The organism is Vibrio sp. 10N.261.52.A1 (genome assembly GCF_002876325.1).
GTDB classification, from domain to species: domain Bacteria; phylum Pseudomonadota; class Gammaproteobacteria; order Enterobacterales; family Vibrionaceae; genus Vibrio; species Vibrio chagasii.
The window spans coordinates 1-2,571 of the sequence record NZ_MCYD01000292.1 but is presented as its reverse complement, the minus strand read 5'-3'; the positions used below and the strand labels follow the sequence as shown (position 1 = coordinate 2,571).

3 protein-coding genes are annotated in these 2,571 nt (G+C 44.6%); 2 read left to right on the top strand and 1 reads right to left on the bottom strand.

The window, feature by feature from the left end; all coding sequences use genetic code 11:
* On the bottom strand, positions 1-857 hold an 857-nt coding region (locus tag BCT81_RS03620), incomplete at its 3' end, for an MOSC domain-containing protein (RefSeq protein WP_133152528.1).
* Positions 858-1,075: 218 nt separating this feature from the next.
* On the opposite strand from BCT81_RS03620, the gene BCT81_RS03615 reads away from it, so the two are divergent.
* Positions 1,076-1,234, top strand: coding sequence for a YqaE/Pmp3 family membrane protein (locus tag BCT81_RS03615; protein ID WP_102423260.1), 159 nt, complete (start codon positions 1,076-1,078; stop codon positions 1,232-1,234).
* A 192-nt stretch (positions 1,235-1,426) separates the two neighbouring features.
* Complete coding sequence (pyrC, locus tag BCT81_RS03610; protein ID WP_102423259.1) at positions 1,427-2,455, top strand: dihydroorotase; 1,029 nt, start codon at positions 1,427-1,429, stop codon at positions 2,453-2,455.
* Positions 2,456-2,571: the final 116 nt, after the last annotated feature.

The following is a 2,571-nucleotide window of genomic DNA, read 5'->3' as shown; positions in this document are numbered from 1 at the left end:
GTGTCTTCGTAATGTTCTTTTTCTTTAGTTTGGAGTACTTCAACCACATCACCTGCTCTGACTAAGCCTTCATTTTTCGCGACTAGATTCTGACCAAAGAACACACCACCACGATCATTAGCTCTGAATTTAGAGAAGGTATTCAGTGGCTCTTTTGTCGCTCTTAACTCACCACTGTTAACATCAACCGTGGTTAGAATACAACGTTCACAAGGTTTCACCGCCTCGAACTCAACCTCACCAATTCGAATACGCTTCCAACCATCTTCAGCAAACGCTTCAGTGTTTGAGACCACGAAATTGGTACGGAACTGATCCATGGAATGCGTTTCAGGACTACGACGATTCAGCTCATCAAGAGAGGCTTGGCTGATGATTAACATTGGGTAGCCATCAGCAAAACTCACGTTATGACCCAACTTTTCACGAACACGATTCGATTGCTCGCCAGAGAAAAGCAGTTCAACACGTACACCCAATACATCACTAAACCAATCATCCGCTTCGTCACACGTTGTGTAGGCTGTGAAGCTATCTTTCCACACTGTTGCTGGTGCTTCTTGCATCTTAAAGTTCGCATACTTAAGGCGCAGTGGCTCTTTACCTTCATAAGTAAAAATCAAACCATCTGGCAGCAAGCTGGAAGACACCTTAACCATTTTCGGATATTTACGCGCCGTAACCATTGAGCCGTCAGCCAATGCCAGCATGAAACGTCTGTCAAAAGTGAGACCTTGTTTTTCAACCCAAGCAGAAGAAAGCGCGATGCCGCCCACTGACTTAACTGGAAACACATTGATTTGAGATAAGGAAGGAGCTTGCTCTGAAGCCTTTCGATCTAGAGGTGACTGCGACATAACGATTCCAATGTTTTGTAGTTTGTCCCAATGCTAACAAATGGTTATAAATAGATAAACTGGCAGCCATTAAACACTTGATACTAAGCGAATATCTTGAGATGTTTAAACGACTGTCTTCTATACATAAAGACAGCAATGCATTAACACTCTCCAGACCTTCTATACTGTGAATACAGTTAGTGCATTGAACTTTCATTGAATAAAAAGGATTTATCATGAACAAACTCGTCATTATCATTTTATGTGTACTGCTTCCTCCTTTGGGTGTGTTTTTCGCACGAGGTGCAGGCAAAGACCTTTTGATCAACATCATCCTCACTTTCTTCTTCTGGGTCCCGGGCATGATCCACGGGTTGTGGGTAGCGACTCGATAATCCATCTTCAAAAATAAATACCGAATAAAATACGAAGAAAAACAAGCTCCTAACCCTGAAGAGTTAAAAATAGGATGAAATGAAAGTGCTTTTCCACTATCATCCTGTCGCCTAAACGTAAGCGATTGCTTTCACAGATTTCGCCGAGTTTAGGCTCCAACTACATAACACTTCAAATGGTGGGAGCCTTCAATGACACAACTTACGATTACTCGTCCTGACGACTGGCACGTTCATCTACGCGATGGCGAAGTATTAAAAGATACAGTGCGCGATATCAGCCGCTACAATGGTCGAGCGTTAATCATGCCAAATACCATCCCACCGGTAACTGATACCGAAATGGCTCTAGCTTACCGTGAACGCATCATGGCAGAGCAGCCAAGCGAACAGTTCCAGCCTCTAATGGCACTTTACCTGACAGACAACACAACACCTGATGAAATTCGCAAAGCGAAAGAATCTGGCGCTGTTGTAGCTGCAAAGCTTTACCCAGCAGGCGCAACAACTAACTCTGACTCGGGTGTAACCTCTGCGAAGAACATCTACCACGTACTAGAAGCTATGCAAGAAGTTGGCATGCTACTTTTGGTACACGGCGAAGTAACGACGCACGATGTTGATATCTTTGACCGTGAGAAAGAGTTCCTAGACACCGTTCTTGCGCCAATCGTGAATGACTTCCCTAACCTAAAAATCGTTCTAGAGCACATCACGACGGCAGATGCTGCGAATTTCGTAAAGAACGCGAACGACAACGTTGCCGCGACAATCACAGCTCACCACTTGCTTTACAACCGCAACCACATGCTGGTTGGCGGCATTAAGCCACACTTCTACTGCCTACCAATCCTTAAGCGCAACACTCACCAAAAAGCGCTAATTGAAGCAGCGACAAGCGGCAGCAAGAAGTTCTTCTTAGGTACAGACTCAGCACCACACGCAAAAGGTGCAAAAGAGTCAGCATGTGGTTGTGCGGGTTCTTACACAGCCCACGCAGCTGTTGAACTGTACGCAGAAGTGTTTGAACTAGAAGGTAAGATTGAGAACCTGGAAGCATTTGCAAGCCACAATGGCCCTGACTTCTATGGCATCCCACGTAACACAGACACCATCACTCTAGTAAAAGAAGAGTGGAACGTTGCTGAAACCATGCCATTTGGTTCAGACATCGTTGTGCCAATTCGTGGCGGCGAGACGATTGCTTGGTCAGTAAAATAAGTACTCAGAAGGCAAAGTAAATACGTTGTAGATACTTCGTAAATACTTCACTTCAACTAAAAAGGGTCACCCGATTATGGGTGACCCTTTTTGTTTAGTTGTCTCGTCCTGAAATG

What these genes read in the sequence shown, in the direction of transcription:
- BCT81_RS03615 (WP_102423260.1), top strand. Translation starts at nt 1,076, where the DNA reads ATGAACAAACTCGTCATTATCATTTTATGTGTACTGCTTCCTCCTTTG.
- pyrC (WP_102423259.1), top strand. Translation starts at nt 1,427, where the DNA reads ATGACACAACTTACGATTACTCGTCCTGACGACTGGCACGTTCATCTA.